The sequence below is a fragment of the Curtobacterium sp. AC268 genome, from assembly GCF_979258745.1.
The window spans coordinates 3,290,560-3,314,248 of the sequence record NZ_OZ409878.1; the positions used below are offsets into that span (position 1 = coordinate 3,290,560).

Sequence of the window (23,689 nt, forward strand, 5' to 3'; positions counted from 1 at the left end):
GGTCACCCGTGCTCGGTGGTCGGTGCTCGGTCACCCGTTCCTCGGGTCCCATCCGCGAGCGGGCGAAATGCCGCGGTCGCCTTGCGGACGTACTCGGATGTTCCGCCCGCTCGTCGCTCACGTGAGCCGCATGCGGTGCGGGCGACCGCCTGGAGGCTCAACGCGACTCCGCAAGCCGCCCCGCGCCTCCAGGCAGTCACTTCCACCCCGCCTGTCGCACCGATCCCGCCTCCTCGCCCCGAGCGGGCGATATGCCGCGGTCGCCCTGCGGACGGACCGTGGTGTTCCGCCCGCTCGCCGTCGGCCGCGCCCGGTCGCGCCTTCGCACGGCTGCGCCCAGCCGAGCGGGCGAAATGCCGCCGTTGCCCTGCGGACGCACCCCGATGTTTCGCCCGCTCGCCCGCGGCGCGAGCTGCGTGCGGTGCAGGCGACCGCCTGGAGGCTCGCCGCGACCCCGTCAGGCCGGCCCGCGCCTCCGGGCAGTCCCTTCCACCCCGCCTGCCGCACCGTGCCTGCCGACCGTGAGCCGACCGCGCGAGCGGGCGAAATACCCGAGTCGCCCTGCGGACGAACCCGGGCACTTCGCCCGCTCGCGCGGGGGAGGCGGGGCGAGCGGGAGGCGGGGCGAGGGGGAAGAGGGGCGAGGGGGGAAGAGGGGCGAGGGTGAGGGGCGAGGGGGAGAGAACCCGCGCGGGGAAGCCCGCGGACGCACGAACGGGCGAAATGCCGGCGTTCCCAAGGGGGGGACACTCCGGCATTTCGCCCGTTCGTGGGGAAGGGGGAAGTGGGGCGCGAGTGGAGAGAGCGCGCGCCCGGCGGCTAGGCCATGTCGCCGGCGGTGATGGCCTCCGCCTCGACGCGCTCCGGCTCGGGACCGTCGTCGACGCGGCGCAGGACCCTCGTGGTGCAGAGGATCACGACGAAGGCGACCGCGACGGACGCACCCGCGAACACGTACGCCGCCGAGGGCGAGTACGCGTCGGCGAGCAGGGTCGCGACGGGCGGGGCGATGGCGCCGCCGATGAACCGGACGGCGGAGTAGGCGCTCGAGGCGACCGAGCGGGGGAGGTCGGTGGCCTCCATGACGCACTCCGTGAGCACGGTGTTCAGGACACCGAGCACGAGTCCACCGATCACGACGCAGATGATCAGGCCGACCTGGGAGCGGACGACGAGGGCCGCGCCGAACAGGTCGAGCGCGAGCAGGGGCAGCGCGATCTTCAACACCGTCGTCCTCCGGAGACGGGCGGTGAGCATCGGGGCGACCCACACCGACGTGATCGCGAGACCGACACCCCAGCCGAAGAACGTGAACCCGATGCCGAGCGCGCCGAAGCCGAGCGGGAACGGCGTGTACGCCAGCAGGACGAAGAAGCCGATGTTGTAGAACAGCGCGGTCGCGGCCAGGGCTGCGAGTGCCGGACGGGTCAGGGCACGGAAGGGTGCGGAGAGCTTCGTCGGCGTGGGCTTCTCGAGGCTGCCGGTCTTCAGCAGCGCGACGATGGCGATGAACGCGACGGCCATCAGGGTCGTGACGCCGAAGAACGGGCCGCGCCAGCTCACCGAGCCGAGCAGACCTCCGACCAGGGGGCCGACGGCGATGCCGAGGCCGAGTGCTGCCTCGTACAGGATGATCGCCGAGGCGGTGCCGCCCGACGCTGCCCCGACGATGGTCGCGAGCGCGGTGGAGATGAAGAGCGCGTTGCCGAGGCCCCAGCCGGCGCGGAAGTCGATGATGCTCCACACGCTGTTCGACGTGGCCGCGAGCACCGAGAAGAGCACGATCAGGGCGAGTCCGATGAGCAGGGTGCGCTTCGCGCCGATGCGGCTGGAGACCCAGCTGGTGAAGAACATCGCGACACCGGTGACGGCGAGGTAGCTCGTGAAGAGCAACTCGGTCTGCGCGGGGGTCGCCTTGAGGGACGCCGCGATCGCCGGGAGGATCGGGTCGACGAGGCCGATGCCCATGAACGCGACGACGCAGGCGAAGGCGATCGCCCAGACCGCGGACGACTGCTTGAGGATGGAGCCGGACTGGCCGGCGGGTGCGTGGGCGTTCACGCGGGGATCTCCGTTCCGTTGGGGGTTGTCCGGGTGCGCTGCGCGATCAGGTTCGCCGCGTGGTGCAGGACGTCCCAGTCGTCGTCGGTCAGGTCGGCGAACAACGGACCGACCGTGCTGGTGAGGGTGGAGCGCCAGGAGGCGAGCCGTTCGCGTCCGGCCTCGGTCAGTTCGATGAGCTGCCCGCGGGAGTCGTCGGGGTCGACGCTGCGGCTGATCAGGCCGTCGGCGAGCATGCCGGCGACGAGTCGGGTCATGGTGGGCTGCGCCACACGGGAGGCGGTGGCCAGTTCACCGAGTCGCAGGGGCTCGTCGGTCTCGAGGATGCCGAGCGTGCGCCAGAGCGCCGCGGACGTGGTGTTGCCCGTCGACTGGACGGCGCTGCGGATCAGGCGGTTGACGGAGACGAGGAGGGTCTCGATCGTCTGCTCGCGCGGTGTTTCCATAGCCGAACTATATAGCCGCGCTATGCAAAACGCAACGGCGGTGCAGCCGAGCAGCGACGGGCCCGAACAGACTGCACCAGCCGCCGCCTGGTAGAAGGGAGGCATGAGCGACATCACCATCCACGAAGGCGACGAGTACACCGCGATCTTCCACGGCGGCCCCTTCGACGGCACGACCGACACCCGCACCGCCACGAGCGACGCGCTGGACGACGAGGTCACGGTGTTCGCCGACGTCGAGGGCCTGCAGACGGCCTTCACCTACCGCGCCACCAAGTCCCGCCAGGTCCTCGACCAGATCTCGGTCGAGTTCACCTACGAGCCGGAGGAGTCCGACCCGGTGGACGACCTGCAGGACCGCGGTGACCGCAGCGGCGAGTTCGACCGGGAGTAGAACCCCCACCCGCCGCGTTGCAGGACCACATGCAGCTCGACCTCTGGACGTCCGCCTTCTGTGCGCCGTGTGCCGCCGCCCGCCGGGTGTCCGCCGAGGCCTCGGCGCTCGTCCCCGGGCTCACCGTGACCGAACGCGACGTGGCGGCACACCCCGACGACGCGGAAGACCTCGGTATCCGGTCCACGCCCACGATCATCGTGCGGCAGGACGACGGCACCGAGGTCTTCCGTTCACCCGGCGTCCCGACCCGTGACCAGCTCCTGCTCGCGGTGGCCAAGGCGCTCTGAACGAGCGGCCGCAGCAGCAGGCGCCGCAGCCGCAGCCGCCGGAGCGGGCGTCCCAGCGGCGGCCCCCGGCGCAGGCACGGCGGCGCGGACCTCCGCGCGCTGCGACGTCGGCGCCGCCACCACCACGGGTGCCGGCGGATCGACCATCGCCCGCATACGTCGCACCAGTCGCTTCGCGCCCCGGATCGGCGCCCCGATGCCCAGCGCCACCAGCCCGAGCGGGCTGCGATCGGCCCCGCCGAGGGCGTTCTTCCGCTCCCACGCGCGGCGCAGTACGCCACCGCGACTCCGCCGAGCCGGCGCCCGGTCCACCAGGGCTCCGGCGTCCCGTCGGGCCATGAGCTCCACGAGCCGGTGCTGCCAGTCGTCCTCAGAAGCCGGATGGAAGTAGTTGTCCCGCATCCACTCCGGCCGGACGACGCCGAACCGTCCGTCGACCAGGTCGACGGCGTCGCCCTCGAGGCCGCTGCCCACGAACACCTCGTTGATCAGGTGCCGCCCGATGCCGAAGTCGGTCAGCGTGAGCGCGGGGACGCCCCGTGCCGCCGCCTCGAGCACCGCGGTCGAGCTGATGGTCACGAGTGCCACCGCCCGGTCGAGGTGGTCGGCCATCGGCCCGCTCTCCACCACGAGGTTGGTCGGCGCGTCCGCGGGCACCAGATCCGGGTAAGGGTGCTCCTCGCGGTGCGTCTGGTGCTCGCCGGCCGCAGCGCGCGTCTTGATGACGACGCGCCACTCCGGGTGCGCCCGTGCCGTCTCGACCAGCCACCGCACGACGAGCGCCCGGTCTGCCCGCTCGAACGGCACACTCGGCTGCGCCGCGAAGACGACGGAGTCGCGGGCGGTCGCGCCGACACCGTCGACAGGATCGGTCGCGCCGGAACTGCCGGTCGATCCGGCACTGCCGGTCACCCCGGCACCCCGCGCGAACGGCAGCGTGGCAAGCGCGAAGTGCGGCTCGACCCCGCCCTCGCGCGCCATCTCCTCGTACGCGCGGACCTCACGGTGGCTGTGCAGCACGAACAGGTCGGCCCGGGCGCGGAAGAAGATGCCCTTCCACTTTGCGGGGAACGAGATCCCCGGCAGCCCCGACACCAGCACCGGCCGGTGGGGGATCCGCCGGTGCACCTCGTCGATCACGAGTTCGGCCACCGGTCCGATCAACGACACCAGGACGGCGTCGGGTGGGTCCTGTCGGAGCTCCTCGACGACGACGTCGACGTCCTTGGGCGCGGGTGGTTCGCGGTGCAGGTGGGCGAGTCGCCGGTCGAGCCCGCGGAACGCCGACCGCAGCTGCTTCGGACTCGCCGACCGCGGGGTCGCCACGGCGCGCAGCTCCAGGTCCCAGTCCGCCGGGGCGCTCGCCAGCAGGTGGGCGCCCCACTTCGCGAACGAGTCGGTGTCGACCAGGCCGACCACGCGTCGGACGCGCGGTGACGCGTCGGACGGGAGGCGCGCCTCCAGTCCGTCCGTCGGCGCACCGCCGTCACCCGGCCCGTCCAGGGCGCGGGTCCCGTCGACCGGGCCGGTCACGTGCGCTCCGCTCACGTGCGCTCCGCTCACGTGCGCTCCGCTCACGCGCCGACGCGACGCAGCTTCGCGAGCGGTGCCTGCTCGCCGGGGAAGATCCTCTTGATGCCGTCGCCGAGGGCGGTCTCGATGATGCGGATGTCGCGGGCGAGCGTCTTCAGGCCGTGCGGCTCGAGCGACGCGGCGTGGTCGGAGCCCCACATCGTGCGGTCGAGCGTGATGTGGCGCTCGACGGCCGTGGCGCCGAGGGCGACCGCGGCGATGGAGATCTGCAGGCCGGGCTCGTGGCCGGAGTACCCGACGGGGACGCCCGCGTACCGGTGGGCGAGGGTGTCGATCATGCGGAGGTTCGCCTCCTCGGCCGGCAACGGGTAGGTCGACGTCGCGTGCATGAGGACGAGACGGTCGGTGCCGAGGGTCGCGACGGCGGCATCGATCTGCTCAAGCGTGGACATGCCGGTCGACAGGATGACGGGCTTGCCGGTCGCGGCGACGGCGGCGAGCATGCCGAGGTCGGTGACGGACGCCGAGGCGATCTTGTAGGCGACGACGTTGAGGTCCTCGAGGAAGTCGACCGACGGCTCGTCCCACGGCGACGCGAACCAGTCGAGGCCGCGCAGGGTCGCGTGGTCACCGATCTCGATGTACTGGTCGCGGTCGAACTCGACACGGTAGCGGTAGTCCAGGTAGGTCATGTCGCCCCACGGGGTGCTGCGCGGGGTGTTCTTCATGTGCTCCGGCGTGGAGATCGCGGGGGTGCGCTTCTGGAACTTCACGGCCTGCAGGCCCGCGTCGGCAGCGACGTCGATGAGTTGCTTCGCGATGTCGACGTCGCCGTTGTGGTTGAGGCCGATCTCGCCGATGAGGTACGCGGGGTGGCCCGCGCCGATCGTGGACGTACCGATGGTGACGGTCATGGTGCTCCGTTCGGTGCGGGGGTGGCCCGCGTCGGGGATGGGTCTCGGGTCGTGGTGGATGTCGGGGCCAGGGCTTCGGCGAGTGCGTCGGCGAGTGCTTCGGCGAGGGCCAGGTCGGCCTCGTCGTCGATGTCGATCGCACCGGCACCGTCGACGACGGCCAGCTCGACGCGGCCGTGGAACCGGTGCCGGTTCTCGAGGAACCCCGCCGTCCGCATCACGTAGAAGGCGCCGGTCTCGCGGTACTCGGGCTCTCGGTCCTGCCGACGGGGCCTGGTCGCAGCGTCGTGGTTCACCGCGACCGCCGTGCCGTCCGGGGCGGTCCGCCACAGGAACGCGTGTGACGGAGCGGCGGCGAACACCGCGTCGGCGTGCCCGTCGACCACGCGCGCGACGGCGGCGTCGAGGTCGGCCGGGTCGATGAACGGCGAGGTCGCCTGCAGGAAGACGAGGACTTCGGGCAGCGGCGTGCTGATCGCGTCGAGGACGTGCAGCAGCGCCGACTCCGAGGACGCCTCGTCGCCGGCGAGCTCGGGTGGACGGCGGACCACGGCGGCACCGGCGGCGACCGCCTCGGCAGCGATGGCGTCGCCGTCGGTCGTGACGAGCACCTCGTCGATGCGCGTGGTACGTCGTGCTGATTCGACCGCGCGACGGACCAGCGAACGACCCGCGACCGTGCGGAGGTTCTTGCCGGGGATCCCCTTCGACCCGGCACGTGCGGGCACGACGGCGAGGACGGAACCGGTGGTGCGCATGCTCCGGACGCTACGAAGCGCGGGTGTCGCGGAGGGGAACGGGGAGCAGACGGCGGCCGACCGTTGGGCGACCGCCGAGCCATGTCGCGGCGACGCGGCGGGGCGTGCATCGAGCGTCTGAGGGTCGCTCGCCGCTACAATCGACGCTGCTCGCCTCCGTAGCTCAGTGGATAGAGCAGGTGGTTTCTACCCACCGTGCCGCGGGTTCGATTCCTGCCGGGGGCGCCGAAGACGAACAGGGCCGCCATCCTCTCCGGATGGCGGCCCTGTTCTCGTCGTGCTGGCTGCTGCTCGTCGTGCTGGCTGTTACTCGTCGTCGTCCGCGGCGCGGCGGCGGAGTTCGGCGGCGCTGATCGGCTGCGTGTACGGCGCCTCGGACGTCTCGTTCGCGTCGGCCGGCTCCGCGGGGGCCTGGTTCAGCCGCGTCGGGACGGACGTGGTGTTCGTCGCGCCGGGGGTGTCGACCCGGGGTGCCGAGGCGGGCGGGACGTCGTTCGCGGGTGCCCGGTTGACGTGTGCGTCGGCTGCGGTGGGCGTCGCGACGGGGCGGTCGGACGAGGACGGACGGTCGTTCCGCGGTGCGCGGTCGCTGTCGCCGAAGGCGCGGGTGGCGCTGGCGTCGTCCACGACCTCGGTGTCGTCCGTGCCGCGGCCCTGGGGGAGCGGGCGGGCGAGGTCGGGGTACCGAGCGTCGGACGGACCGGTGGTGCAGCCTCGTCGTCGCCGTAGACGCGGGTGGTGTTGTCGCCGAAGGAACGCGTGGCGTTCGGGTCGGTGGTGCCGCGGTTCGGGTTCGTGCCCGCACCGCGGTTCACCGAGAACGACGGGGTCGTCCCGCCGGCAGCACCGGCTGACGCAGCACCGGCTGACGCAGCACCGGGCGCGGGAGCGGCCGCCGCCGGAGGGGTCGAGGGTGCGGACGCGGGGCGCTGCGCCGGACGCAGCGAGGTCGTCGTCGGGGTGGGACGCTCGGTGGGAGCGGCCGGGGCCGGGGCCTTTGCCTGCGCCTGCGTACGCGGGGGTTCGGCCTGGTCGGCGTTCCAGTCCTGCTGGCGCTTGATCAGGTCGGCGTCGGGGTCCGGGGACTCGAACTTCCAGCGCTCGAGGTCGGCCTTGAAGAGCTTGCGCGCGCGGCTCGGTCGCGCCTGCCAGTCGAGCAGGCGGTCACGGAACTCGGCGAGGGACTGATCGGCCTGGAAGCTGAACGTCGACGAGTTCTTCTTGATGTCGGCGATCTCGTGCTGTGCCCAGTTGGCGGCCAGCGGCGCGCCCTGCACGGGGAGCAGGCGCAGCCGGATGTCGGCGTCCTCGGCGAGGTGGTCGGCGTAGGCCCGCTCGTCGTGTCCGAGCGATCCCCATGCAGCTGCCTTGCGCGCAGCCGTCAGGATCGCGGCCACGGCCGCGTTCTTCGATTCCCGCTCCTGCAACGCCACGACCCGCTTGGTCGCGCTGCGCCCGATGAGCGCCGCGATGACGCCCGCCACGACGATGGCGACGAAGGGGATCACAGCGCCCGAGAGCACCCGCCAACCCGTGTCGGACGAAGTCCAGTCGGTCAGGTCGTTCCACCAGTCCATGCGCGCACCATACCCACGGAACGGTCAGGCGTCGGGGAGGTCGGACGGCGTTCCGTGCATCCCATCGCAGATGATTCCAATCTGGAACATCATGACCAGCGCAGGGTGTCCACGGCGTCGTCGGCGGACCACACGCTCGGCAGCTCGACGAACCGGCGCTCGGTCGCGACGTACCGGCGGGCGCGGTACGCGGTGTCGCCGGCGACGTCGATGCGGTCGACGTACCCGACGATCTCGCCGTTGGCCCGGGTGACCCGGCTCAGGTCGTCGCGGACGTCGAGGATGCGGTAGTCGCCCCGGGCGCGGGCCAGCGGGACGGTGCGGATCCGCAGTGCGGGTTCGGTGATGGTCTGCATCGCTGGCCTCCTGGTCGGTGTGGTACCGACGCTACGGCGGACCACCGACACGCCGAGAGGTGCCAGCCGATCTGGGGAACAGGGTCTCCGCGCACACTGTTGTGGAGGAACGAGGTGGCTGCATCGGCGGCCCGGAGAGAGGGAGTGGCCATGACCACGTTCGTGCTCGCAGGTGGATGTTTCTGGTGTCTCGACGCCGTGTACCGCACGCTCCAGGGTGTGCAGGACGTCGTGTCCGGCTACATCGGCGGACAGGTCGAGGAGCCCTCCTACGAACTGGTGTGCACCGGTACGACAGGGCACGCCGAGGCGGTCGCCGTGACGTTCGACGAGTCGGTGATCCCGGCCGACGTGATCCTCGACGTCTTCTTCACGCTGCACGACCCGCGTCAGCTGAACCGTCAGGGCGCCGACGTCGGCACGCAGTACCGCTCGGCGATGTTCCCGGCCGACGACGCGCAGCGCGAGCTGTTCGAGCGCGCGATCGAGCGGGCTTCCGACATCTGGGACGGCGGCATCGTCACCACCATCGAGCCGCTCTCGACGTTCCACCGCGCCGAGGAGTACCACCAGGACTTCTTCGCGAAGAACCCCGGCCAGGGCTACTGCCTCGCAGTGGCGCTGCCCAAGGTGAACAAGGTCCGGAAGGCCTACAGTCAGTACATCCTGGCGTCCTGACCCCGGGACGGCAGGGCCACGAGGAGGTGGTTCGAACATGACGGACAACACGGGAACCTGGGTCGCCATCGGTCCGGCCGGCGCGGTGGGCAGCATCCACCGGGCGGCGGACGGCTTCCAGGTCGAGCTCTACGGACGCCGACGGGCGGGCGGGCCCTACCCGTCCCTCGAGTCCGCCAAGGGTGCGGTCCACGCCGCGCTCGGACCGTTGGCCGCCCGGCCCGAGTTCCGAGCGCACTGAGCGGGTCCGTCCAGGAGGCCCGGGGGACTCGTCCTCCACAGGTCGCCTGATCGGGTCCACATGCCACAGATCGAGCCCGGGGCCGCTGACGCAGCCCCGGGCTCCGTGACGATCGACGCATGAACGACATCATCACCGTCTGCGGAATCGTCGCCACCGAGCCCCGGCACCTCGTCACCGAGACCGGCATCGCCATCACGAGTCTCCGACTCGCGTCGCCCTCACGCCGTTGGGACCGGGCCACCGCCGCCTGGGTCAACGGCGCGACCAACTGGTACACCGTCACCGCGTTCCGGTCGCTCGCGTCGAACGTGTACAAGTCCCTGAAGAAGGGCGACCGGATCGTCGTCGCCGGCCGGGTCCGCATCCGCACGTGGGAACGCGACGGTCGCGGTGGGACCTCGGTCGAGATCGACGCCGACGGCATCGGCCACGACCTGGCCTGGGGGATCAGCAACTGGCTCCGGGTGCCACGGCAGGTCGGCGACGGTGCATCGGGGCAGGGTGGCCTGCGCGGCGTGGACCCCCGCACCGGCGAGGTCCGTGACCCCGCTGCGGGGCGCGGTGCCGGTCACGGGCCCGACCACGGGGCAGAGTCCGACGGCGCGCACGAACACGCACCGTCCACGGAGCACGGTCCGGACGGAGACCTCGACGGGGCAGACGGCGCGCCGGCCCTCGGCGACGGCGACGGTGCGGAGCCCGCCGAGCCCTCCGAGCACGTGCTCGACCAGGACGACGCACCATGGGACCCGGCGCCACCCCTCGACGACCACACCCACGACGCCGAAGCGGCCTGACCCGCACGCCGACCGGGGTCGGGGTGCGGGTCAGGCCGCTGGGCGCGCGCGGGTCAGCGCGTCGCGTCGGTCACCACTTCTGCGCGATCATCCCGATGCCGGACACCTGATCGGTGTCCCAGTTGCCGCCGCGCGGCAGCCCGGAGACCCGGCCGTTGATCCGGAACGTCGCCCCCTGGACCGCCGGCGCGTTGATCTGGGTCGCCTTGATGCCGTGGAACGAGAAGTTCGTGTTCCACTTGCCGTTCAGACCGGTCCGGCCCGCGACGTTGCCCACCGTGATGCGGGTGTTCTGGACCGTGGAGTGCACGACATCGCCGTTGAGTCGACCGTTCGCCTCGGCGTTGAAGAACAGCCGCCCGTCCAGGTTGAGCTTGAGCGTGCCGATCGTCTTGTGGTTGACGATCATCGTCGCGACGTCGTTCTGGTACCAGCGCATCCCGATCGGGGTGTTCTTGTTCGTCGCCGGACCGAGGTACCCGTAGGTGAACTTGCCGTTCTGCACCCGCTCCCAGATGAAGCGCGGCTTGCCCTTGCTCTCGGGCGAGCCCTTGTCCGACTGGATGCCGAACGCGTACGCGTTGTTGTGGGCGTCGTGCACGTTGATGTAGGACGAGTACCCCGTGCCGGCGCCGTCCGCGCTGATGGTCGCCGTGTAGAGCAGGTAGGGGGAACCCTTCGGCACGGCACCGGCGGCCGATGCCGGCGACACGGGTGCGAGGAGTGCGGCGGTGAGTGCGATCGCTCCGATCAATGGGAGCGCGAGGCGGCGGAGCCGCGACGTGGTCGTGTTCGTGTGCGTGGTCATGGTCCTCGTCCTGTCCGTGGTCCTGATCCTGGTCCTCGTCGTGGTGAGCGACGGGCCCCCGAGGTTGCGGGGCGAGGAGAGGTTACGTCGAGACGTGCGTTGCGCAACAGGGCTGTTCGTACAGGTGCGGGAAGCGGCGATCCGGCGTCGGGCGAGCGGTGCTCCGGCGGTGTCACTACACTTGGGGCCGATATGGCTGAGTACATCTACCAGATGGTCCGCGCCCGCAAGGCGGTCGGCGACAAGCTGATCCTCGACGACGTCACGATGTCGTTCCTCCCCGGTGCCAAGATCGGCGTCGTCGGACCGAACGGTGCTGGCAAGTCGACGATCCTGAAGATCATGGCGGGTCTCGACCAGCCGTCCAACGGCGAGGCGAAGCTCACGCCGGGCTTCAGCGTCGGCATCCTCATGCAGGAGCCGGAGCTCGACGAGAGCAAGACCGTGCTCGAGAACGTGCAGGAAGGCGTGGGCGAGATCCACGGCAAGCTCGCACGCTTCAACGAGATCTCGGCGCTCATGGCCGAGCCGGACGCCGACTTCGACGCGCTCCTGGCCGAGATGGGCACGCTGCAGGAAGACATCGACGCCGCCGACGCATGGGACCTCGACTCCCAGCTCGAGCAGGCCATGGCCGCGTTGCAGTGCCCCCCGGGGGACGAACTCGTCACGCACCTGTCCGGTGGTGAGAAGCGCCGCGTCGCGCTCTGCAAGCTGCTGCTCCAGAAGCCCGACCTGCTCCTCCTCGACGAGCCCACCAACCACCTCGACGCCGAGAGCGTGCTCTGGCTCGAGCAGCACCTGCAGCAGTACCACGGTGCCGTCCTCGCCGTGACCCACGACCGGTACTTCCTCGACCACGTCGCCGAGTGGATCGCCGAGGTCGACCGCGGCCGCCTGTACCCGTACGAGGGCAACTACTCGACCTACCTCGAGAAGAAGCGCGCTCGCCTCGAGGTCCAGGGCAAGAAGGACGCCAAGCTCGCGAAGCGCCTGTCCTCGGAGCTCGACTGGGTCCGGAGCAACACCAAGGGCCGTCAGGCGAAGTCGAAGGCCCGTCTCGCCCGCTACGAGGAGATGGTCACCGAGGCCGAGCGCACCCGCAAGCTCGACTTCGAGGAGATCGTCATCCCGGTCGGCCCGCGTCTGGGTTCGCAGGTCATCGACGCCGAGCACCTGCGCAAGCAGTTCGGTGAGCGCGTCATCATCGGCGACCTGTCGTTCACGCTGCCCCGCAACGGCATCGTCGGCGTCATCGGCCCGAACGGCGTCGGCAAGACCACGCTCTTCAAGACGATCGTCGGCCTCGAGCCCCTCGACGGCGGCACGCTGAAGATCGGTGACACCGTCCAGATCTCCTACGTCGACCAGACCCGCGGCGGCATCGACCCGAACAAGAACCTGTGGGAGGTCGTGTCCGACGGACTCGACTACATCCAGGTCGGCAAGACCGAGATCCCATCCCGCGCCTACGTGTCGCAGTTCGGGTTCAAGGGCCCGGACCAGCAGAAGCGCGCCGGCATCCTGTCCGGTGGCGAGCGCAACCGTCTGAACCTGGCGCTGACGCTCAAGCAGGGCGGCAACCTGCTGCTCCTCGACGAGCCGACCAACGACCTGGACGTCGAGACGCTCGGCAGCCTCGAGAACGCCCTGCTCGAGTACCCCGGTTGCGCCGTGGTCATCACCCACGACCGGTGGTTCCTCGACCGCATCGCCACGCACATCCTGGCGTGGGAGGGCCTCAACGAGGACGGCACGCCGAACTGGTACTGGTTCGAGGGCAACTTCGAGGCCTACGAGGAGAACAAGATCGAGCGCCTCGGCGCCGATGCCGCGAAGCCCGGGCGCGCGACGTACCGCAAGCTCACCCGCGACTGATCCCCGTGGCGAGACTGCACGCTCCCATCCGCATGCGGTGGAGCGACATCGACGCCTACGGTCACGTCAACAACTCCGCGATGCTGCGCCTGCTCGAAGAGGCGCGCATCGTGGGGTTCTGGGGTGCGGACCCGGGTGAGGACCCGGACGGCGACCTGCCCGAGCCGATCATCGACGGTCGGCCCGGTTCGGGCACCATGACGGTGATCGCCGGCCAGCGCCTCGAGTACCTGGCGTCGATCCCGTACCTCCGCCAACCGCTCGACATCCAGATGTGGATCGGGCGGCTCGGGGGCGCGAGCATCGACGTCTCCTACGAGGTCTGGTCGCCGGTGGGGCAGCACCCCGCCGTCCTGTACACGCGGGCGACGACGGCACTCGTGATGGTCGACGCGGCGACGAACCGTCCGCGTCGGCTGACCGACACCGAGCGGGCCGCGTGCGAGCGCTACCTCGAGGAACCGGTGCAGTTCAGCCGGCCGTAGGCACCCGCATCATGCCCTCCTGGGCGACGGTGGCCAGCAGCTTGCCGTCACGGGAGAACATCCGGCCGAATGCGAGTCCCCGTCCGCCCTGTGCGCTCGGGGACTCCTGCGTGTACAGGATCCACTCGTCGGCGCGACCGTCGCGGTGCCACCACATGGCGTGGTCGAGGCTCGCGCTCTTGACCCCCGGGGTGCCCCAGGCGACGCCGTGCCGACGCATGACCGGCTCGAGGATCGACAGGTCGCTCGCGTACCCGAGCACCGCACGGTGGAGCGCCGGGTCCTCCGGCAGGTCGCCCTGCACCCGGAACCAGACCGCCTGGTGCGGCACGTGCTCGCCCTGCACGTCGACGAACACCGGTCCCTCGACGTGTCGCAGGTCGATGGACCGCGCGGCCCAGGCACGTGCGACCGGGTGGTCGATCGCGGACAGGATCGACGCAGCCGACGGCAGGGACTCCGGGTCCGGGGTGTCCACCGGGTACGGGTCCTGGTGCTCGATGCCGGTGTCCGGCACCTGGAACGACGCAATCATCGAGAAGATCGGGACACCCCGCTGGTAGGCCTGCACGCGACGGGCCGCGAACGACCGGCCGTCGTGGATGCGCTCGACGCCGAAGGTGATCGGCACGTCGATGTCGCCGGGCCGCAGGAAGTAGCCGTGCATCGAGTGGACGTCGCGTCCCTCGATGGTCCGCTGCGCGGCGACGATGCACTGCGCGAGGACCTGGCCGCCGAACACCCGTCCACCGGGGGACCAGTGGCTGGCACCGGTCAGGATCGTCTCGCCCGTGCTCGCGCCGGTGTCCTCGAGTCGCAGGGTCCGCAGGAAGTCGGGTTCGCCGTTCACGCTGTGCAGTCTACGAACGGCTGCCCGCCGCCGTCGCGGGTCGTCGCCCCCAGGCTGCGCGGCGCCGATGGCCGGTAGGATCGAGGACGACATGGGCAACTCGTTCACGCTTCCCGACGCCGCCTCACTCGGTGACCTCCGCACGTACCTCGGACGTGCCGCTCGGATCGAGGACGGCTCGGTCCGGCTCATCGCCGACTCCGGCGTCCTGGCCGTCTACACAGCGATCCTCTACCCGCTCGGGCTGCTCGACGAACTGCCGACGGTGCTCGGGCTCCGCACGTTCTCGCTCACCGAGCCCGCGTCGATCGACACCGTGGTCCCGCTGCAGTCGCTCCTCGAGCGCCTCCGCCTGCTGGCCGAGGCGCAGGACGCCGAACACGCCGAGGGAGCCGACCCGACGCGGGCCACCCCGATCGAGGTCGAGCTGCCGCACGAGGTGCACACCGTGACGTGGGCGGCCATCTCACCGCCCCGCGGTGGTTGGGTCCCGCTGCCGGACGTCTCCCCGGAACTCCTCCGCCGGGCCACCCGCGACGGCATCGCCGAGGTCGCAGACGCTGTGCCGTCCAACGCGGGCGAGGCCATCGTCCGGCGGATCCGTGCCGAGGTCTGGGGCCGACCGGTCCCGGGCGTCGAACACCTGCCCGCCGGTGCGGGCTTCGCGGGCGAGAGCCTCGGGTTCCTCGGGCACGACCCGGTCCGCCTGTTCGAGACGGGTCCGTGGAGCCGACTCACGACCTCGCGCGGCCACGTGCTCGTCAAGCGCCGCGCCTGGACCCTGAGCTCCTAGCGACGGCGACGGCGACGGCGACGGCGACGGCGACGACGACACCGCCCGGCCGCCGTGGTTGGCTGGCCGCATGCACGTCTTCCTCACCGGCGCGTCCGGCTACATCGGCTCCTCCGTCCTCCGTCCTCCGCTCCCTCGTGGCCCACGGCGACGAGGTCACCGCGCTCGTCCGGTCCGACGAGAAGGCCCAGCGCGTCCGTGACGCCGGTGGCCGGGCGCTGGTCGGCGACGTCACCGACACCGACGTCGTCGAACGGCTGCTGCACGAGAGCGACGGTGTGGTCCACACGGCATCGGCGCCCGGCGTCGACCCGGACTTCATCCGCACCGCGATCGGCGCTTTGTCCGGCACACCGAAGCCGTTCGTGCACACCGGTGGGATCTTCACCTTCGGCGACTCGACGGACATCTCCGAGCAGTCGCCGCTCGACCCGCCGGCGTTGACCGCCTGGCGCGGACCGAACGAGGCCCTGCTGCGGGCGAGCGACGTGCGGAGCACCATCGTCGCCCCCGGCATCGTGTACGGGCGCGGCGCCGGTATCCCGGCGATGTTCGTCAGCGACGGCGAGCAGCCGGTGCGGCTGGTGGGCGACGGCTCCCAGCGGTGGACGACGGTGCACGTCGACGACCTCGGCGAGCTCTACGTCCTCGCGCTGCACCGCGGCGAGCCCGACGGGTACATCGTCGCCGCGACCGGCGACAACCCCACCGTCCGCCAGGTTGCCGAGGCCGGGTCCCACGGCGCACCGGTCGTCGCCGAGAGCGTCGACGCGAGCCGTGAACGGCTCGGGCGGGACTACGCCGACGCCCTGCTGCTGCACCAGGAGGCGTCCGGCGCGCACGCCCGGTCGGCGTTCGGCTGGCGTCCGTCACGGCCGTCTCTGGTCGAGGACCTCGCCTCCGGCTCGTACGTGCGCTGAGACGCGCTGGCGGAAGACGCCGGCGTCCCACGAACACGCCGCGAGTCCCGCGAGACGCCGCCGAATACGGAGGCGTGAAACGCACATGGCGGCGTCGAACGGACACGACGGCGTCCGGCGTGCACTGCGCCGGCGTCGCGCCGGGTGCGCGTCAGTCGAAGGTGTTCGTCATCGCGTGGGCGGCGCGGTCGAGGTAGCCCCAGAGCTCGGCTTCGTCGAGGGGCGCGAGCTCGAGTGACTCGACCGCGTCGTGCATGTGGTGGAGCCAGCGTTCCCGGGCCTCCGACGTGATGCGGAACGGGTTGTGCCGCATCCGCAGGCGGGGGTGCCCGCGCTGTTCGCTGTAGGTGCCCGGGCCGCCCCAGTACTGCTGCAGGAAGGCGGAGAGGCGCCAGATCGCACCCTCGAGGTCGTCGGCCGGGTACATCGGCCAGATGACCTCGTCCTGCTGCACGCCCTCGTAGAAGCGCCGGACGAGCCGGTCGAAGGTGGGGGCACCGCCGATCCGCTCGTACAGCGACCCGGTGGCCGAGGCGCCGTGCTCGCCGACGCGCAGGGTGATCGGCTGCGCCGGGACCCCGACGGAGCCGGGCACGCCCGGGGAGCCGGGCATGCCGAGCGAGCCGCGTGCTCCGGGCCCGCCGGTGCCGCTCGGGGGTGTGGGGTCGGTCATCGGGGGTCCTTCCCGCTGTCGGGGTCGTCCGTGCGGATCGGCTGCCCGAGGATGTTGCGCTTGGTCCGCCGGGGCTTCGTGGGCGCCGGCGTCGGCTGGGTCCGGACGGTGCGCAGGCCGTTGATCGATGTGGCGTTCTCCCAGCCCTCGGGCATGATCATCGCCATCGCGGGCAGGCTGATGCCGAGCTCGTCGACGGCGTGCTTCAGGCGGGTGCGGAGCTCCCGGCCGACGACGTCGAGCTCGGACGCGCGGGTCTTCACGACCAGGCGGAAGACCATGCCCGCGTCGGTGATCGACTGCAGGCCCCAGATCTCCGGCTTCTCGACGATCCGCTGCCGCCAGCGGGACTCCTGCGACATCGTGACTGCGGCCTTGAGCAGGGCGTCCTGCGCGGCGTCGATGTCGGTGTCGTAGGGCACGGTGATGTCGACGAGCACGCGCGACCAGCCTTGCGACAGGTTGCCGACGCGCAGGATCTGGCCGTTCGGCACGAACCACAGGATGCCGTTCACGTCGCGGATCTGCATGACGCGCAGCCCGACGTTCTCGACGACGCCCGTGGCCTGACCGGTGTCGACGACGTCACCGACGCCGGCCTGGTCCTCGAGGATCATGAAGACGCCGGACAGCAGGTCCTTCACGATCGACTGGGCGCCGACGGCGAGACCCGCTGCGACGAGCGATGCCCCGCCGACGATGCCGACCGCGGCGTCCGGGATCGCGACCGGGATGATGATCGCCAGCGCGATGACGACGACGATGACCGTCGCCAGGTTCTCGAGCACACTGCCCAGCGTCCGGGTCCGCTGCACGACCCGGGCGGTCTGCACGGGCGAGGCGATGAGCGCCTGCGTGTCCTCAGCGCCCTGGCGCTTCTTGACGCCGTTCACGACCCGGTCGACGACCTGCTTGATCATGCGCCGCAGGAACACGCGCACGAGGATCGCCGCGAGGATCGTGATGACGATCGTGATCGGGATGTGCCACGCGTCGACGAACTGGGTGAAGGTGTTGGAGGCCCACTTCGGGACGTCGGTGGAGTCTGCAGCCAGGTTCATATCCGGTCGATGCTAAGCGGCGGGGCCTCGGCATCCCTGGAGGAACACCAAGACCCCGCCGGATCAGCGCAGGGTCAGGCGTCGGCGGCCTGGACCCGGAGCGCGCGCTCGGTGCCCGCGAGGCTCTCGGACACGATGCGGCGCAGCGCCGGCGTCTCCGGGTGCTCCTCGAGCCACGCGGCGGCGGCGTCACGGAGCTCGGCCGACGCGAGCGGCGCCGGGTAGAGGCCCGAGACGATGGTGTCCGCCATGTGGTAGCTGCGCTCGGCCCAGATGCGCGTGAGCACCTCGAAGTACTTCGGCACGAGGCCCTCGAGCAGCACCGGGCTGTTCACGTGCTGGAACCCGACCGTGGTCTGGCGCACGATGGCGTTCGGCAGCTCGGACGAGTCGACCAGCGACGAGAACGCCGCCAGCTTGCCCTCGGCCGTGGGGATCGTCGCCCGGGCGCGGGCCGCGGCCTGCTCGCCCGACGCGGTCTTGTCCGCGGCGAGCTCGGCGTCGATCTCGGCGTTGTCCGCAGCACCCGCGAGCACGAGGCCCTCGAGCAGCTCCCAGCGCAGGTCGGTGTCGATCTCGAGGCCCTGGAGCGTGACCGATCCGTCGCGGAGACCCTGCAGCGTCGCGACGTGCTCGGGCGTGGACGGGATCTGCGCGAAGAACTTCACGAACTGGAACTGCGCGTCGGAACCGGCCTCGGCCGAGGACGCGAGCTGCCAGAGCGTGTCGCCGACGGTGCGGACCGTGGCCTCGACCGAGCCCGGTGCCACGTAGTTGCGTGCGGTGAGCAGCAGCTGCGAGAGCGTCGTGCGGATGGTGGTCGACTCGGTCTCGGTCGCGATGTTGCCGAGCACGAGGCGGACGTAGTCGCTGGCCGGGGACTCGGCGTCGCGCGTGGCGTCCCACACGGAACCCCAGACGATCGAGCGGGCGAGCGGGTTCGCGATCGACGCGAGGTGCTCGATCGCGGTGCGCCGGGAGTGCTCGTCGAGACGGATCTTGGCGTAGGCCAGGTCGTCGTCGTTCAGCAGCACGAGGTCGCCGCTCTGGACGCCGACGAGCTCGGGCACCTCGGTGCGGGCACCGTCGACGTCGATCTCGACGCGGTGGACCCGCTCGAGCTTGCCGCCGGCCGAGGCCGTGTCGGCACCGAACGGCGCGGACTCGTCGTTCCGGAAGGCGTACACGCCGATCGCCAGACGGTGCGGTCGCAGCGTCGGGTAGTCGGCGGGGGCTTCCTGCAGGACGGTGAACGACGTGATGACGCCGGACTCGTCGGTCTCGATCTCGGGACGCAGGGTGTTGACGCCCGCGGTCTCGAGCCAGAGCTTCGACCACTCGGTCAGCTCACGGCCGCTCGTCGCCTCGAGCTCGACGAGCAGGTCGCGGAGCTCGGTGTTCGAGTGGTGGTGCTTCTTGAAGTAGGCGGAGACACCCGCGAAGAACGCGTCGATGCCGACCCAGGCGACGAGCTGCTTGAGGACCGAGCCGCCCTTCGCGTAGGTGATGCCGTCGAAGTTGACCTGGACGTCTTCGAGGTCGTTGATCGTCGCGACGATCGGGTGCGTCGAGGGGAGCTGGTCCTGGCGGTAGGCCCAGGACTTCTCCATCGCCTGGAACGTGGTCCAGGCCTCGGTCCACTCGGTGGCCTCGGCCGTGGCGATCGTGGAGGCCCACTCGGCGAAGGACTCGTTGAGCCACAGGTCGTTCCACCACTTCATGGTGACCAGGTCGCCGAACCACATGTGGGCGAGCTCGTGCAGGATCGTGACGACCCGGCGCTCCTTGATGGCGTCGGTGACCTTCGACCGGAACACGTAGGTCTCGGTGAAGGTGACCGCGCCGGCGTTCTCCATCGCACCGGCGTTGAACTCCGGCACGAACAGCTGGTCGTACTTGTCGAAGGGGTAGGCGACGTCGAACTTCTCCTCGAAGTACGCGAAGCCCTTCTTCGTGATGTCGAACACGTACTCGGGGTCGAGGTACGAGGCGAGCGACTTGCGCGCGAACACGCCGAGCGGGATCGTCCGGCCGTCGCGGCTGGTCAGCTCGTCGCGCACGACCTCGTACGGGCCGGCGACGAGCGCGGTGATGTAGCTCGAGATGCGCGCGGTGGGCGGGAAGGCCCAGGTCGCGACGTCGCCGTCGACGTGCGGCTCCGGCGTGGGGGAGTTCGAGACGACCTGCCACCGCGACGGCGCCGTCACGGTGAAGGAGAACTCGGCCTTCAGGTCGGGCTGCTCGAACACCGCGAACATGCGGCGGGAGTCGGGGACCTCGAACTGGGAGTACAGGTACACCTCGTCGTCCACCGGGTCGACGAAGCGGTGCAGGCCTTCACCGGTGTTCGTGTACAGCGCGTCGCTGACGACCACGAGCTCGTTCTGCTCCTGCAGGTCGTCGAGCCGGATGCGCACGCCGTCGTTCACCGCGGCGACGTCGAGCGCCGTGCCGTTCAGCGTGATCGAGTGCACGGTCTTCGTGATGGCGTCGATGAAGGTCGATGCGCCGGCGGTGGCGGTGAAGCGCACCCGCGTGGTGCTGCCGAAGCTGTCGGCGCCGCGGGTCAGGTCGAGCTCGACGTCGTACGTCTGCACGGCGACGACGGCCGCGCGCTCCTGGGCTTCGATTCGGGTGAGGTTCTCTCCGGGCACGCAACGCTCCATCTTCGCTGGGGACGCGGACGATCGGTGTCCGCGTACGGGGCCCCGGACGGCGTCGTGCGCCGGCGGGACGATGGGTTCCAGCCTAGCGACGCCGCGTACGCTCGGATCGTGACCGAGACGACTGTGGACAACCCGACCGACCCCACCACCGAGCGCACCGCCGTGGAGTTCTGGTTCGACCCGAACTGCCCCTGGGCCTGGATGACGAGCCGCTGGGTGGGTGAGGTCGCCGAGCACCGCGACCTCGACGTGACCTGGAACGTGATGAGCCTGTTCGTCCTCAACGAGGACCAGGACGTCCCGGAGAGCTACAAGGAGCGCCTGCACGCGGGCCAGGTCTACCCGCGCATCGTCACGGCGGCGAGGCTCCGGCTCGGACAGGACGTCGTCAAGCCGCTCTACGACGCCCTCGGCGAGCACATCCACCACCGCCAGGAGTCCGACCCGGAGCAGGTCGTCCCCGCCGTCCTCGCCGAGCTCGGCCTCGACGCCGACCTGCTCGAGTACGCCTGGACGGACGAGGTCGACGCCGCCGTTCGTGCCAGCCACCAGGACGGCATCGACCGCGTCGGACAGGACGTCGGCACGCCGGTCATCGCCGTCGAGGGCACCGCGTTCTTCGGACCGGTCATCTCCCCGGCACCCAAGGGCCAGGAGGCGCTCGACCTGTGGGACGGCGTCGTCGCCGTCGCGAAGTACCCCGGCTTCTTCGAGCTCAAGCGCTCGCGCACGGTCGGTCCGATCTTCGACACCACCGACTGATCCGGTACCGACCGACGGGGGACGGGCGGCCGGGAGGCCCGTGGTGCGTCCGCCCCGCCCGTCGCGTCAGACGAGCGGCAGCTGCATCATCGTCAGGTCGAGCCAGCGGTCGAACTTGCGTCCGACCTCGGGCACGACCGCGACCGTGGTGAACCCCAGGCGTTCGTGCAGGGCGATCGACCCCGTGTTGGTGCTGCAGATCCCGGCCATCATGACGTGCCGGCCCTCGGCGGTGGCGCGCGCGATCAACTCGGCCATCAGGGTCGTCGCGATGCCCCGGCCGCGGAACGCCTCGACCACGTAGACGCTGTGCTCGACGGTCAGCCGGTACCCCTGGTGCGGCCGCCACTGGGAGTACGTGGCGTACCCGGCCACGACGCCGTCGACCTCGGCCACGACCACCGGGTACCCGCCTCCCTGCCGTTCGGCGAGCCACCCGTCGAAGTACGCACGCGGGTGCGGGGTGTCCTGCCAGATGGCCGTGGAGTGCAGGACGGCGTCGACGTGCAGGGCGTGCACGACGTCGAGGTCGCTCGGGGTGCAGTCGCGGATCACGACCCCGTTCGTCGCATATGCTGTCGTCATGTCTCACATCGTAGACGACGAGCGCCCCGATCCCGCGACCGGCGTCGACGACACCTCGGTCGCCGAGCAGCGGGCGCTCGGTGAACGCCTCCAGCGGCTCCGCACCGAGCGGAAGTGGAGCCTCACCGAGCTCGCCGAGGAGTCGGGCGTCTCCCGCGCGATGATCAACCGCGTCGAGCGCGGGGTCTCCAGCCCCACCGCGACGATCCTCGGTCGCCTGTCCGGTGCCTTCGGCCTGACGATCTCGCAGCTCCTCGACGATGCCCTGGAGCACGAGGTGCCCAGGGTGACGGACCCCGACGAGGCGCGCGGGGTCCAGCGCGGCGCGACCGCCGATTCCTGGACCGATCCCGACACCGGGTACCGCCGCCGTCCGGTCTCGAGCGCGACGTTCCCCGCCGACGTCACCGAGGTGCGCCTCCCGGCCGGCCGCGAGGTGGCCTACCCGGCGTCCGCCTACGCGTTCCTGCGGCACTGCATCTGGGTCGTCGACGGCGTGCTCGAGGTGGTCGTCGGCGGCGAGCCGACGCGTCTGGCGGCGGGGGACCGGATCGAGCTCGGCGACCCAGCCGACGTCGTCTACCGCAACCCGGGCGAGGACCCCACCCGGTACCTCGTCGTGGTGGTCCGCGCGCCGTAGTCCGTGGTGGTCCGGGGCCCGGAGCCGCAGGAATATGATCGGTTCCATGCGCATCCACCTCGGAACGGACCACGCCGGCCTCGAGTTCAACAAGACCCTCGCAACCCACCTGACCGAAGCCGGGCACGAGGTGGTGGACCACGGTCCGACCGAGTACGACGCGCTCGACGACTACCCCTCGTTCTGCATCAACGCCGCGCACGCCGTGGTGCAGGACCAGCGCGCCGGTGTCCAGGCGCTCGGTGTCGTCTTCGGCGGTTCCGGCAACGGTGAGCAGATCGCCGCCAACAAGGTCGAGGGCATCCGTGCCGCGCTCGTCTGGAACGAGTCGACCGCGCTGCTCGCCCGTCAGCACAACGACGCCAACGTCATCTCCATCGGCGCGCGCCAGCACACCGAGGACGAGGCGATCCGGTTCGTCGACCTGTTCATCGCCGAGCCGTTCTCCGGCGAGGAGCGCCACGCCCGCCGCATCGCCCAGCTCGCCGAGTACGAGACCACCGGGCTGATCGCCGGCCGCCAGATCGACGCGTAGTCCGGCCCGTCAGGGGTACCGGGTAGAACGGTAGTCATGCCCGAGGGTCACTCCGTCCACCGCATCGCCAACCAGTTCACCCGGCACTTCGTCGGCAAGCGCTGCGAGGTGTCGAGCCCCCAGGGGCGCTTCGCCGCCGGGGCCGCGCAGCTCGACGGCAAGCGCATGATCGCCGCGCGTGCGGTGGCGAAGCAGATGTTCCTGGAGTTCGAGGGCGACCTGTTCCTCCGCGTCCACCTCGGGCTGTACGGGGCATGGGACTTCGCGGGCGTGATCTCCACCGCCGAGGCGCTGTCCGACGACGACGACCGCGAAGAGTCGCTCAGCTCGATCGGCGCACCGCGGCTCGCCCGCTACCGGATGGCCGAGCAGGAGAAGGCGGAGGACCCGATCGAGTCCTTCCCGCCGGACCCGGTGGGCCAGGTCCGGGTGCGGATCCTCACCGAGGACACCGTCGCCGACCTGCGCGGCCCGACGGCGTGCGTGGTGGAGACCCCGGCCGAGGTGCAGCGCGCGCTCGACAAGCTCGGCCCCGACCCGATGAACGACGACGGGCCCGAGGCCGAGAAGACCTTCGTCGACAACGTCCGCCGTCGGAACGTCGCGATCGGGCAGCTGCTCATGGACCAGTCCGTCGTGGCCGGCATCGGCAACATCTACCGCGCCGAGCTGCTGTTCCGGCAGCGCATCGACCCGTACAAGCCCGGCAAGAAGATCACCGTCAAGCAGGCCAAGGCGCTCTGGGCCGACTGGTCGAAGCTGCTCCACGACGGCGTCCGCGACGGCCTGATGATGACGATGGACGACCTGTCCGAGGCCGACCACAAGAAGGCCCTGCGCTCCCGCAAGGACCGGCACTGGGTCTACCACCGGCAGGGCGAGCCGTGCCGGGTGTGCGGCACCGAGATCCGGATGGCCGACATGGCCGGCCGGAAGCTCTACTGGTGCCCGAAGGACCAGAAGTAGCCCACGGGGCACAGACGCA

The 23,689-nt window shown here is 70.9% G+C and carries 26 protein-coding genes and 1 tRNA gene; 14 read left to right on the forward strand and 13 right to left on the reverse strand.

The features are described from left to right. Positions 1-819: 819 nt before the first annotated feature. Entirely contained in the window at positions 820-2,061 is a 1,242-nt protein-coding gene (locus ACZZ9K_RS15605) for an MFS transporter (protein WP_463444535.1), read from the reverse strand. Beyond that, positions 2,058-2,507, reverse strand: coding sequence for a MarR family winged helix-turn-helix transcriptional regulator (locus ACZZ9K_RS15610; protein ID WP_463444536.1), 450 nt, complete (start codon positions 2,505-2,507; stop codon positions 2,058-2,060). Before ACZZ9K_RS15610 ends, ACZZ9K_RS15605 begins: the two co-directional genes overlap by 4 nt. 103 nt (positions 2,508-2,610) lie before the next feature. On the opposite strand from ACZZ9K_RS15610, the gene ACZZ9K_RS15615 reads away from it, so the two are divergent. Both ACZZ9K_RS15615 and ACZZ9K_RS15620 read left to right on the forward strand, forming a co-directional pair. Continuing rightward, a complete protein-coding gene (locus ACZZ9K_RS15615; RefSeq protein ID WP_027464647.1) occupies positions 2,611-2,901 on the forward strand; it encodes a hypothetical protein in 291 nt (96 codons plus the stop codon). Between the two features lie 29 nt (positions 2,902-2,930). Next, positions 2,931-3,191 (forward strand): thioredoxin family protein, encoded by a 261-nt coding sequence (locus ACZZ9K_RS15620; RefSeq protein WP_027464648.1) that lies wholly within the window; start codon positions 2,931-2,933, stop codon positions 3,189-3,191. Here ACZZ9K_RS15620 and ACZZ9K_RS15625 read toward each other — a convergent pair. From ACZZ9K_RS15625 to ACZZ9K_RS15635, 3 genes are read right to left on the reverse strand one after another with little or no spacing between them, the layout of a single operon-like run. Beyond that, a complete protein-coding gene (locus ACZZ9K_RS15625) occupies positions 3,135-4,739 on the reverse strand; it encodes a DUF6716 putative glycosyltransferase (protein ID WP_463444537.1) in 1,605 nt (534 codons plus the stop codon). The genes ACZZ9K_RS15620 and ACZZ9K_RS15625 overlap by 57 nt on opposite strands. A gap of 26 nt (positions 4,740-4,765) precedes the next feature. Next, positions 4,766-5,638, reverse strand: a complete 873-nt coding sequence (locus ACZZ9K_RS15630) for an N-acetylneuraminate synthase family protein (protein ID WP_463444538.1) — start codon at positions 5,636-5,638, stop codon at positions 4,766-4,768. Continuing rightward, complete coding sequence (locus tag ACZZ9K_RS15635) at positions 5,635-6,396, reverse strand: acylneuraminate cytidylyltransferase family protein (protein ID WP_463444539.1); 762 nt, start codon at positions 6,394-6,396, stop codon at positions 5,635-5,637. The genes ACZZ9K_RS15630 and ACZZ9K_RS15635 overlap by 4 nt, the downstream gene beginning before the upstream one ends. 152 nt (positions 6,397-6,548) lie before the next feature. Here ACZZ9K_RS15635 and ACZZ9K_RS15640 point away from each other — a divergent pair. Beyond that, a tRNA-Arg gene (locus ACZZ9K_RS15640) sits at positions 6,549-6,621 on the forward strand. Positions 6,622-6,812: 191 nt separating this feature from the next. Here the strand turns inward: ACZZ9K_RS15640 and ACZZ9K_RS15645 are convergent. Both ACZZ9K_RS15645 and ACZZ9K_RS15650 read right to left on the reverse strand, forming a co-directional pair. Next, positions 6,813-7,973, reverse strand: coding sequence for a hypothetical protein (locus ACZZ9K_RS15645; RefSeq protein WP_463444540.1), 1,161 nt, complete (start codon positions 7,971-7,973; stop codon positions 6,813-6,815). 89 nt (positions 7,974-8,062) lie between these two features. Next, positions 8,063-8,329, reverse strand: coding sequence for a hypothetical protein (locus ACZZ9K_RS15650; RefSeq protein WP_017886047.1), 267 nt, complete (start codon positions 8,327-8,329; stop codon positions 8,063-8,065). Between the two features lie 150 nt (positions 8,330-8,479). Here ACZZ9K_RS15650 and msrA point away from each other — a divergent pair, with 150 nt between their 5' ends. The 3 genes from msrA (at position 8,480) to ACZZ9K_RS15665 (ending at position 10,048) form a co-directional block, all read left to right on the forward strand. Next, a complete protein-coding gene (gene msrA / locus ACZZ9K_RS15655) occupies positions 8,480-9,007 on the forward strand; it encodes a peptide-methionine (S)-S-oxide reductase MsrA (protein ID WP_463444541.1) in 528 nt (175 codons plus the stop codon). Positions 9,008-9,044: 37 nt separating this feature from the next. Continuing rightward, positions 9,045-9,248, forward strand: a complete 204-nt coding sequence (locus ACZZ9K_RS15660; protein ID WP_027464651.1) for a hypothetical protein — start codon at positions 9,045-9,047, stop codon at positions 9,246-9,248. 119 nt (positions 9,249-9,367) lie between these two features. After that, positions 9,368-10,048, forward strand: a complete 681-nt coding sequence (locus tag ACZZ9K_RS15665; protein ID WP_463444542.1) for a single-stranded DNA-binding protein — start codon at positions 9,368-9,370, stop codon at positions 10,046-10,048. Positions 10,049-10,118: 70 nt separating this feature from the next. On the opposite strand, the gene ACZZ9K_RS15670 is transcribed toward ACZZ9K_RS15665, so the two are convergent. Further along, on the reverse strand, positions 10,119-10,856 hold the full coding sequence (locus ACZZ9K_RS15670) for a hypothetical protein (protein WP_463444543.1): 738 nt from the start codon (positions 10,854-10,856) through the stop codon (positions 10,119-10,121). 192 nt (positions 10,857-11,048) lie between these two features. On the opposite strand from ACZZ9K_RS15670, the gene ettA reads away from it, so the two are divergent. Both ettA and ACZZ9K_RS15680 read left to right on the forward strand, forming a co-directional pair. Then, positions 11,049-12,734, forward strand: a complete 1,686-nt coding sequence (gene ettA / locus ACZZ9K_RS15675) for an energy-dependent translational throttle protein EttA (protein WP_027464653.1) — start codon at positions 11,049-11,051, stop codon at positions 12,732-12,734. A 32-nt stretch (positions 12,735-12,766) separates the two neighbouring features. Beyond that, positions 12,767-13,219 carry an acyl-CoA thioesterase gene (locus ACZZ9K_RS15680; protein WP_071405517.1) on the forward strand — a complete coding sequence of 151 codons (453 nt, stop codon included), beginning with the start codon at positions 12,767-12,769 and terminating at the stop codon, positions 13,217-13,219. Here ACZZ9K_RS15680 and ACZZ9K_RS15685 read toward each other — a convergent pair. Then, the gene (locus ACZZ9K_RS15685) at positions 13,206-14,069 is read right to left on the reverse strand and encodes an acyl-CoA thioesterase (RefSeq protein WP_463444544.1); all 864 of its coding nucleotides are present in this window, start codon (positions 14,067-14,069) and stop codon (positions 13,206-13,208) included. The genes ACZZ9K_RS15680 and ACZZ9K_RS15685 overlap by 14 nt on opposite strands. A gap of 67 nt (positions 14,070-14,136) precedes the next feature. Here ACZZ9K_RS15685 and ACZZ9K_RS15690 point away from each other — a divergent pair, with 67 nt between their 5' ends. Continuing rightward, positions 14,137-14,862 (forward strand): hypothetical protein, encoded by a 726-nt coding sequence (locus ACZZ9K_RS15690; RefSeq protein WP_463444545.1) that lies wholly within the window; start codon positions 14,137-14,139, stop codon positions 14,860-14,862. Positions 14,863-14,999: 137 nt separating this feature from the next. Then, complete coding sequence (locus tag ACZZ9K_RS15695; protein WP_463444546.1) at positions 15,000-15,782, forward strand: NAD(P)H-binding protein; 783 nt, start codon at positions 15,000-15,002, stop codon at positions 15,780-15,782. Between the two features lie 151 nt (positions 15,783-15,933). Here the strand turns inward: ACZZ9K_RS15695 and ACZZ9K_RS15700 are convergent, their stop codons facing one another. The 3 genes from ACZZ9K_RS15700 to pepN form a co-directional block, all read right to left on the reverse strand. Then, complete coding sequence (locus ACZZ9K_RS15700; protein ID WP_260678908.1) at positions 15,934-16,395, reverse strand: globin; 462 nt, start codon at positions 16,393-16,395, stop codon at positions 15,934-15,936. A 56-nt stretch (positions 16,396-16,451) separates the two neighbouring features. Beyond that, positions 16,452-17,516 carry a mechanosensitive ion channel family protein gene (locus tag ACZZ9K_RS15705; RefSeq protein ID WP_463444547.1) on the reverse strand — a complete coding sequence of 355 codons (1,065 nt, stop codon included), beginning with the start codon at positions 17,514-17,516 and terminating at the stop codon, positions 16,452-16,454. Positions 17,517-17,590: 74 nt separating this feature from the next. Next, the gene (pepN, locus tag ACZZ9K_RS15710; protein WP_463444548.1) at positions 17,591-20,170 is read right to left on the reverse strand and encodes an aminopeptidase N; all 2,580 of its coding nucleotides are present in this window, start codon (positions 20,168-20,170) and stop codon (positions 17,591-17,593) included. Between the two features lie 213 nt (positions 20,171-20,383). On the opposite strand from pepN, the gene ACZZ9K_RS15715 reads away from it, so the two are divergent. Beyond that, entirely contained in the window at positions 20,384-20,944 is a 561-nt protein-coding gene (locus ACZZ9K_RS15715) for a mycothiol-dependent nitroreductase Rv2466c family protein (RefSeq protein WP_244993485.1), read from the forward strand. Between the two features lie 66 nt (positions 20,945-21,010). On the opposite strand, the gene ACZZ9K_RS15720 is transcribed toward ACZZ9K_RS15715, so the two are convergent. Further along, the gene (locus ACZZ9K_RS15720) at positions 21,011-21,529 is read right to left on the reverse strand and encodes a GNAT family N-acetyltransferase (protein WP_463444549.1); all 519 of its coding nucleotides are present in this window, start codon (positions 21,527-21,529) and stop codon (positions 21,011-21,013) included. Here ACZZ9K_RS15720 and ACZZ9K_RS15725 point away from each other — a divergent pair. Genes ACZZ9K_RS15725 through ACZZ9K_RS15735 form a run of 3 tightly spaced genes read left to right on the forward strand, consistent with a single transcriptional unit; the run spans position 21,528 to position 23,670 of the window. Beyond that, positions 21,528-22,169 (forward strand): helix-turn-helix domain-containing protein, encoded by a 642-nt coding sequence (locus tag ACZZ9K_RS15725; protein ID WP_463444550.1) that lies wholly within the window; start codon positions 21,528-21,530, stop codon positions 22,167-22,169. The two genes, ACZZ9K_RS15720 and ACZZ9K_RS15725, sit on opposite strands and share 2 nt — an antisense overlap. Positions 22,170-22,215: 46 nt before the next feature. Beyond that, positions 22,216-22,704 (forward strand): ribose-5-phosphate isomerase, encoded by a 489-nt coding sequence (locus ACZZ9K_RS15730; RefSeq protein ID WP_027464669.1) that lies wholly within the window; start codon positions 22,216-22,218, stop codon positions 22,702-22,704. 36 nt (positions 22,705-22,740) lie between these two features. After that, positions 22,741-23,670, forward strand: coding sequence for an Fpg/Nei family DNA glycosylase (locus ACZZ9K_RS15735; protein WP_071246661.1), 930 nt, complete (start codon positions 22,741-22,743; stop codon positions 23,668-23,670). Positions 23,671-23,689 lie beyond the last annotated feature (19 nt).